Here is an 8,901-nt window from a genome sequence, read left to right as displayed (position 1 = left end):
CAGAAAAATACAAAGTATGATACTGATACTACCACATTGCTTTATAAAAGCTGCCAGCTTCAGAAAATAAATACTGCACTGGGAAATATCGAGATCGTTTATGATTACGACCAGACCCTGGAAAAAACCATGAATGATCCTTACAGCATTAAAAAAGTAATGCTGAATAATTTTTACGGTAAAGTGGCGGAATATGCCTTTGACTATTCCTATCCTTTCCCTTCAAATCCGGGGGATGCTACCTACAAAAAAAGACAGCTGGACAAAATAAAGAAAATGGACGGGCAGAATATCCTTGAAGAGACCGCATTTCTTTATAATCCTCTCAGCCTGGAGGTTCCAACAGGTGGATCGTGTCAGGGAAGCGTACAGGTCGATCCATCCGGTGTTCTTAACAAGATTATTTATCCTACAAAAGGTGTTACTCAGTACCTTTACGAAGGTTCAGAAATTTATGCCGATAAAAGCTCTGCTGCCTATCTGGAATCACTGACCCTGGATTATGTAGACTCATGTACACAGGAACAGCAGGAGTTTTAAATTTTAGCTTTGATACCCATCAAACCCTGACTTATTCTTTTACCATACCGGGGGATTCTTCAAAGAAAAAAACATTCTGGGTAAATTACGGCGACGTTTATACTTCAGTCGATCCCAATACCGGAGAGCCTATTCTTCTTCCTCCCGTACCCGAGAATAAAAGAATTACCTATACCCTTAAAAGAGGAACTGAGGTATTAACCACCAACCAGAAAGGAAGCGGTATAAAATTTTATAACTATCCCGGTCAGTATACCGTTACTGCCAACGTGCCCCTACAGAATGGTCAGGTTAATTTTGGGCTGATAGAAGTCGTGGCAAAGCCTGGACCTTACCGTAATGCTAGTCCATCTACATCATACAGGATACGTTCCATTAAAAGGTTCAATAGTATTAACAGCAGCATACCGGTAAAAGAAATTTCATACAAGTATGATGATTTTTCCATTCCAAACGCTTCAAGCGGCTATACTTCTAAAGACAGCAGAATCCTGTTCAAAAATGTAAAAGTAACGGACGGTTCAGGAAACGGATATGCAAAATATTTCTTCAAACTGGATAAGGATTATCCATCGTATCAGACTACGGTAGGTGGCAATACCGTTAATTTCCAGCCTTACTACAACCTTTTAAGATCAGGGATTCTGGAGAAAAAAGAAATGTATAGTGAGACTAACCAGCTTCTGGGAAAAGATGATTATCAGTACACATTTGGAATTGCAGATAATGTTGATTATCAGACCGATGAAGGATTTTATTCCAAAACAGCATTTATCAGCCAGACAAAGAGCACTTCCATAGCCTATCCTTCAGGATCTGCGGCATCTTTCCTGCAAACTTCAAGTGAAAACAATGTAAGGTCGGATAATTACAAACCTTCCTCTTCAAAAACTACAGCTGCAGACGGAACGGTAACTGAAAGCTTCTATAAATACGCCCAGGATAAAAATCTCACCAAGCTGCTGGCTGCTAATATGACAGGAATGCCGGTAGAAACAGAAGTTAAGGAAGCGGGTAAAACCATCGGAAAATCTGAAACTAAATTTGATCATTCAGCTAATGTATACCCGAGTTCTGTCATCGGGTACAACAGGCAGAACCAGAGTCCTTTTACCGCTTCTACACTGGATGTTTATGACAACAAAGGGAATCTGGTACAGGTAACCGGGAAAAACGGAATTCCTACAACCACAATCTGGGGATATTACCAGACCCTGCCTATTGCTGTTATTTCAGGGGCCTCCTATTCCCAGGTAGCCTCCCTTTCGACAGTAACAGCTGTCATAGCCGCTTCCAATGCGGATCGTGATAATCCGGCTAACGAACCTGCGCTTATACAAGCTCTGGAAAATCTTAGAAAAGATCCTGCCCTGAAGAATTACACGGTCACGGCAACCACGTATGATCCTCTGGTGGGAGTAACGAACTCCATTTCGGCGAACGGCATCAGAACGGTAAATATCTATGATAATGCAGGCAGACTGATCAAAATAAAGGATGTGGACGGAAAAACTTTGCAGGAAAACCAGTACAACTACAAACACTAAAAATCATGAAAAAAATTATAACAGCATTCCATATATTGTTTGTGGCGGGGCTCTCTTTCGCACAAACGAACCTAAGTACTGCTGAGAACTATATCTATACCAAAAACTGTCTGGATGGAGACTGTATTAAAAAATCAGAATCTGTGCAGTATTTTGACGGATTAGGAAGACCCGTTCAAAGTGTTGCCATCAAAGCAACGCCACTTGGAAGAGATGTGGTGGTTCCTATAGAGTATGATGCAAAAGGAAGACAGGCCAAAAGTTATCTTCCTGTTCCCCAGCCGGGCACAGCGAATGGAGCCATCTATACCAATCCGCTTGCGAATGCACCTTCTGCCGGATACGGAAGTGAAAAGATCTATGCAGAAAAACGCTACGACGACCTGTTTACCACAAGAGTAAGCCAGGTTGTGCCGGCCGGAACCGCCTGGTCCCAGAAGCCCGCCAATATGGCTTACGGCACCAACGCATCTGGTGAAGTAAAGAAATATGGGATCACAACAAGCTGGACAGAAGGGAGAACAGATTCAGGTATTTCCTTCTCGGCTTCCTATGCTGCTAACCAGCTGATGAAAACTTCCGTTACCGATCCGGATGGAAATATCACCACGGAATTCAAAAATGGAAAAGGACAGACCATACTGGTCAGAAAAAATGACGGTACCCAGAATGTAGATACCTATTACCTGTACAATGAATACGGCCAGCTGGTCTATGTCATTCCACCACTGGCGGTAGGCACTTCTGCTCCCGATCAGACGATGCTGGACAAGCTGTGTTACCAGTACCGGTATGACGGATTGGGAAGACTGGTAGAGAAAAAAGTTCCTGGGAAAGGCTGGGAGTATATGCTATATGATAAACAGGACCGATTGATAGCTTCTCAAGATGCCAATCTAAGAACCAAAGGACAGTGGTTATATACTCAATATGATGAATTTGGAAGAGCTGTAATCACTGGTATTTGCACATCAGGCGGAAATGGGTCGAGAGTAGCGGAGCAGAATATAGCAGAGCTATACGGCAGTAACAATGTGTCCAGAACCCCTGCTAAATTTTTCTATAGAGAAGGAATGGATGTATTTTATAATCCTATAAACACTTATCCCAATACAAACTGGGAAAAAATCCTGTCTGTAAATTATTATGATAGCTATCCTGATTATAGTTTTAATCCGGCTTTTCCATCTACGATACCAACACAAATCTTTGGACAGCCTGTTTTAACCGGAGACTCCTCAAATGCAAAAGGACTTCCTCTACTGAGCCTGGTAAAGAATATCGAGGATGATAACTGGACCAGAAGCTACATTTATTACGATACCAAAGGAAGGGCAGTAGGAACCTATGCCATTAACCATCTGGGTGGATACACCAGAACAGAATCAGAATTGGATTTTGTGGGAGTAGCCAAACAGACCAAGGTCTATCATAAAAGACTGGCTACAGATACCGAAAAGGTAATTTCCCAAAGCTTTGATTTTGACAACCAGAACCGGGTAACGAAGCACCGTCACCAGGTAGACAGCGGTCCTGTGGAACTGTTGGCGGAAAATACCTATAATGAGCTTTCGCAGCTATCCAACAAGAAAGTGGGGGGCGGACTTCAAAGCATCGATTACCAGTATGACATCCGTGGTGCGCTTACCAAAATTAATGATCCGGCTGCACTCGGAACCAAGCTTTTCGGCTATGAGCTGAAGTATTTTAATCCCCAGAATACCTCTCAGGGCTCTACAGGGAAATACAACGGCAATATTACGGAAGTGACCTGGAAAACGGCTACGGACCAGGTTTTAAGACAGTATAATTACCAGTATGATGGCCTGAACAGGCTTAAAAAAGGAATCTATTCTGAACCGGCGGCTTCTGTTCCGCAGAATGGACTGTTTAATGAAACTTTAGCCTATGATCTGAACGGAAATATGACTTCATTGCAGAGAAATGGGAAAAGCAGTTCAGGAACAGCGCAGCTTATTGACAATCTTACCTACAATTATACAGGAAATAAGCTCAATACCGTTACTGACACTTCAGGAAACTACAGTGGCTATCCTGATACCTCCGGGAACACCATTTCTTATGATGATAACGGGAATATGAAGGATCATGTTGACAAGGGTGTTTTACAGATTGATTATAATTTTTTGAATCTTCCTGATTACATCAAGTTTGATAAAGGATTACCGACACGCGAAGGAATTATTAATGAAAATATATACTATACCTATCGTGCGGATGGTACTAAACTCAGGAAAATTTATAATTACACTCCTTTCGATCCTTTTGGTACTGCTACTTCCCTTGAATCTACAGTTACAGAATATGTAGATGGCTTTCAGTATGAAATTATGAATGGCAAAAAAGGCAAAACTGTTGCTTTAAAATTTGTTCCTACAGCTGAAGGCTATTACAATTTTGAAAATAATAAGTATATTTACAGCTACACAGACCATTTAGGAAATGTACGTTTAAGCTATGCTAAAAACTCAGCAGGCAGCGCAGAAGCTCTTGAAGAAAACAACTATTATCCTTTTGGATTAAAACATGATGGTTATAATGTTTTAGCCGGGAATACTTCATATACTTATGGGTACAACGGCAAGGAACTACAGAAAGAAACAGGCTGGGGAGATTATGGAGCGAGAATGTATATGGCTGATATTGGCAGATGGGGTGTGATAGATCCTCTTGCTGAACAGATGAGAAGATATTCGCCTTATAATTATGCCTTTAACAATCCTATAAGCTTTATAGATCCTGATGGCATGGCGCCAAGACAATTTGCAATGGCAGGCGATGGATTCGGTAATGTGGATGTAAGTTCGGGCTGGACCAATCCAAACTGGTTGGGATTAGGAGATAGAGGCGGAAGCTATGATCAATTAGCATCTGTTGGAGGAGGAATAGGTGGAGATTTAGAAATTTATGAAGGAGCTGCAGCTGCAGATGCATTCAGGACACTTATGAATCCTCAGTATAATTTCTCACAATTCAATTTTTCAAATTTTGGATTAAATGACCCCGGACCAACTTACACAGCTAAGCATTATGCTCTTATTCAAGGTTTATCTACATTTGCCAATAAGTTGTTTGGTTCTCCATTTACATTGGATAAATTAACAGAATCTGAAAAGCAAAGTATATTTAAACAAAGTGCACGAAAAACGACAGCTATATTAATGTATGAGTATGCTTCAGGAACAGGTCCGGAACATAGAAACTTTTTTCCCGGAGATGCTTTAACTGAAGATATAAAATGGTCAAATTCATCAGCAAGAGCGACTACAATGTTTGCAAGTGACTATAATGCAGGAAAAATAAAAGATGGCCAAACTATTCAATATTATATAGGTACAAGCCCTGACAAAATTGGAATAAGTGGAAGTATAGACGCTCACTTTAAAGGATTGGCAGATCAATCTATTTGGAGAGGGGGAATGGTTTATAATATGCAAAAAAGAGGAAACAGATTGTATGTAAATGTTATTGATAAATATACAGTTTCCTCCGGGATATCTAGAAATGACGCTGATTCATTTAATAGAGGTAAGACAATTACCCCATTAGGAACAACAACAATTACTATTCATTTTAATTATCAATGGATAAAAACAAAATAAAGATATGAAGAATACAAAAAAATATTTATTAATAATATTAATTAGTTTGCTATGTTTATCATGCAATAAAATATTTCCTGAAAATATGGAAAGTTTTATGTTTCAATTAAAGGATAGTATATATTTAAATCAACCTTCAAGATCAATACTTGTTATGCATAAAATTAGAGAAGATAGTTTTATCCATGGGAAAGTAATAGTTAATGATATAGACAGTGTATATATAAATAACAACAAAAGTGTAATTTACATCATTAATAGTAAAAACGAGTGTATTTGGGTGAGATCTGATTTTAAAACTGAGAAGCTGAACAAAAAACCCAAAGTTAATTTTGTCAGTATTACAGGGTATCATGATTAGATTTTCGATAATGTAGGTAATGTATCAAAGTTAGTGATTCGATTATTCCAATGATTAACTCATTGAAAATCAACTGGTATTAAATATTAAAATTAAAACAGTAGGCGCAGGTTATCCTGCTCTTACTGTTTTAGTGGATAAAATATGTCTTAAATAATTGAAGATCATTCCTCGTGTTCCAAAGTTAGTGAAGAATAATTTTTGAAAATAATAAGTATATTCATAGTTATACAGACCATTTGGGAAATGTGCGTTTAAGCTACTCCAAAAATTTATCTGGCAGCGCAGAAGCTCTTGAAGAAAACAATTATTATCCTTTTGGTTTAAAACATGAAGGATATAATGTTTTAGCCGGGAATACTTCATATACTTATGGGTACAACGGCAAGGAACTACAGAAAGAAACCGGCTGGGGAGATTATGGGGCGAGAATGTATATGGCAGATATTGGCAAATGGGGTGTGATAGATCCATTAGCAGAGCAGATGAGAAGATATTCTCCGTATAACTATGCCTTTAATAATCCTATAAGCTTTATAGATCCTGATGGAATGGCTCCCAGACAGTTTGCAATGGCTGGTGATGGATTCGGTAATGTGGATGTAAGTTCGGGCTGGACCAATCCAAACTGGCTGGGATTAGGAGATAGAGGCGGAAGCTATGACCAATTAGCATCTGTTGGAGGAGGAATAGGAGGAGATATAGAAATATATGAAGGAAGTGAAGCAGCAGATGCATTCAGGAAACTAATGCCTCAATATAATTTTAATCCGTTTGATGCTATGCAGTTTAAGCTAAATGATTTTAATCCGGAGGAGCCTGTAAGCTTCTTTGGAAAAGAAGATGATGCTGTTTTCCATCAGGTTTATAAGCAGATGAATAATCTTTTTAAAGATACAAAAGGGGATGGAGTCTTCAGAGTCTATTCACACGGTAATTTTGGAACACTATTTAATGGTGAAGAAAGAATAAGAGATGCCAAAACTTTTGATACTGTAATGAATTCTAAAAATAGTAATTGGAAGAATGTAGATAAAATGAAAGATCCAATTTTAATTTTGTATGCGTGTTTATCTGGGGTGAGTACAACAGCAAATGAAGCTATAGGTAAACAAATATCCAAAGCTCATCCCAATTTAACTGTTATAGCATTTAATGGCTTCGTGACCTATGATACAACAGCAAATGGTATTAAAAAACATTAACATTGGTCAGGATAAAAGAGATGGAAATGGTGTTATTGTATTTTATAAAAATGGAGAATATTTGACAGGTTATAGATATAACCAATTTCTTAAAAAATATCCGAACTTTAAATAAATATTATATGAAAAAATTACTAATAAGTATGCTATTAATATTCTTAAGTAACTGTAATAAAGAAAACAAACAAAAGAATAATGAGAGTAAGAAGGAAGATATAAAACTTGAATCTGTATCAGAAAATCAATTGATAAGAGATGAGTATAGCGCTAATAAAGATAATAAATTTAACTTTAACGATAAAAAATTACAAAATAATTTAAGAAAAGCGATATATGAAGGTGATATACAAGCGTATAAATCTGCTAGTAAACAATATATAATTAATGGTCATTATAAAGAATTTTTATATTATGCTATAGTTATGGCGGAAAAGAATAATAGTAAAGAGGCCTATTGGGACATTTCAGCGATTTTAGATTTTGAAACTCAAGACCCATTAGTAAAACAATTTCATTTTACTAGTCAGTATGGGAGTTATTCTTTATTAAAGTCTTATGAAATGGGAGATATAGGAGCAAAACAATCTGTAAACTACATTTACACAGATAAAGGTAAAAAAATACCAAAATCAAGCTCAGTTTATTGTACAGATTAAATAGAATTAATATTTCGTAATTTCTATCTTATTAGGACAAAAGTTTATCCTTCTTATACTCTATTTGAGAGGATTTTATAAACAATTAGGGTACTGATTTCAATACCCTAATTTTAATTTAAAATAAGTTTCGCTAAGACAGCGCAGAAGCTCTTGAAGAAAAACAACTATTATCCTTTTGGATTAAAACATGAAGGATATAATGTTTTAGCCGGGAATACTTCATATACTTATGGGTACAACGGCAAGGAACTACAGAAAGAAACCGACTGGAGTGATTACGGAGCAAGGATGTATATGGCAGATATTGGCAGATGGGGTGTGATAGACCCTCTGGCTGAGCAGATGAGAAGATATTCTCCGTATAACTATGCATTTAATAATCCTGTAAGCTTTATAGATCCGGATGGCATGGCGCCAAGACAGTTTGCAATGGCAGGTGATGGATTCGGTAATGTGGATGTAAGTTCTGGCTGGACCAATCCAAACTGGTTGGGATTAGGAGATAGAGGCGGAAGCTATGATCAATTAGCATCTGTTGGAGGAGGAGGAGGTCTTATTTATCAGACTGATGAAGGAACTGTATATACAGGAAGTGCAGCTACAAACGCCTTTTCATCTTTAATGTCTGGTAATACTAATCCTCCAAGACCGAGTTTTTGGAACCGAGTTGGTAGCTTCTTTAAAGGTATCTTCGGAGGTAACGAAAAAGGTGCTGGTATTACAAGTATTGCTACCGGAGCACAGGTTAGTAGGCTTAGTAGAATCATTCAGATTGGAGAGATAATTCAGATAAATGCAGAACTTTATGCTACCGTTGGTACTGTAGCAACCCGTGGTCTTTGGGGATTACCATTAATGTTAAATGGGGATACTCAATTTGCTGCTAATTCTGTAAATCGTCAGCAAAAAGTGTACTGATTTAGGCTCTCACTTAAGGAGTGTTTCATAAGAGATTAATTTTTAAAT

General features: G+C 37.8%; 7 protein-coding genes. All 7 read left to right on the top strand.

Features of this window, described 5'->3' with window-relative positions; genetic code table 11:
* Positions 1 to 540: hypothetical protein (locus tag ACMGDK_RS19690; protein WP_436809510.1), on the top strand; the 540-nt coding region annotated here is incomplete at its 5' end.
* On the top strand, positions 513 to 2,087 hold the full coding sequence (locus ACMGDK_RS19685; RefSeq protein ID WP_436809509.1) for a hypothetical protein: 1,575 nt from the start codon (positions 513 to 515) through the stop codon (positions 2,085 to 2,087). The genes ACMGDK_RS19690 and ACMGDK_RS19685, both read left to right, overlap by 28 nt.
* A 5-nt stretch (positions 2,088 to 2,092) precedes the next feature.
* Positions 2,093 to 5,710 (top strand): DUF6443 domain-containing protein, encoded by a 3,618-nt coding sequence (locus ACMGDK_RS19680; RefSeq protein ID WP_436809508.1) that lies wholly within the window; start codon positions 2,093 to 2,095, stop codon positions 5,708 to 5,710.
* Between the two features lie 4 nt (positions 5,711 to 5,714).
* On the top strand, positions 5,715 to 6,071 hold the full coding sequence (locus ACMGDK_RS19675; protein ID WP_436809507.1) for a hypothetical protein: 357 nt from the start codon (positions 5,715 to 5,717) through the stop codon (positions 6,069 to 6,071).
* A 248-nt stretch (positions 6,072 to 6,319) separates the two neighbouring features.
* Positions 6,320 to 7,276, top strand: coding sequence for an RHS repeat domain-containing protein (locus ACMGDK_RS19670; protein ID WP_436809506.1), 957 nt, complete (start codon positions 6,320 to 6,322; stop codon positions 7,274 to 7,276).
* Between the two features lie 122 nt (positions 7,277 to 7,398).
* The gene (locus ACMGDK_RS19665) at positions 7,399 to 7,932 is read left to right on the top strand and encodes a hypothetical protein (protein WP_436809505.1); all 534 of its coding nucleotides are present in this window, start codon (positions 7,399 to 7,401) and stop codon (positions 7,930 to 7,932) included.
* Between the two features lie 153 nt (positions 7,933 to 8,085).
* Positions 8,086 to 8,853, top strand: coding sequence for an RHS repeat-associated core domain-containing protein (locus ACMGDK_RS19660; protein WP_436809504.1), 768 nt, complete (start codon positions 8,086 to 8,088; stop codon positions 8,851 to 8,853).
* Positions 8,854 to 8,901: the final 48 nt, after the last annotated feature.

It is taken from the genome of Chryseobacterium hilariae, from assembly GCF_051400735.1.
GTDB lineage: Bacteria > Bacteroidota > Bacteroidia > Flavobacteriales > Weeksellaceae > Chryseobacterium.
The sequence above is the reverse complement of the archived record's forward strand: the minus strand, read 5'-3'. Positions and strand labels throughout refer to the sequence as shown.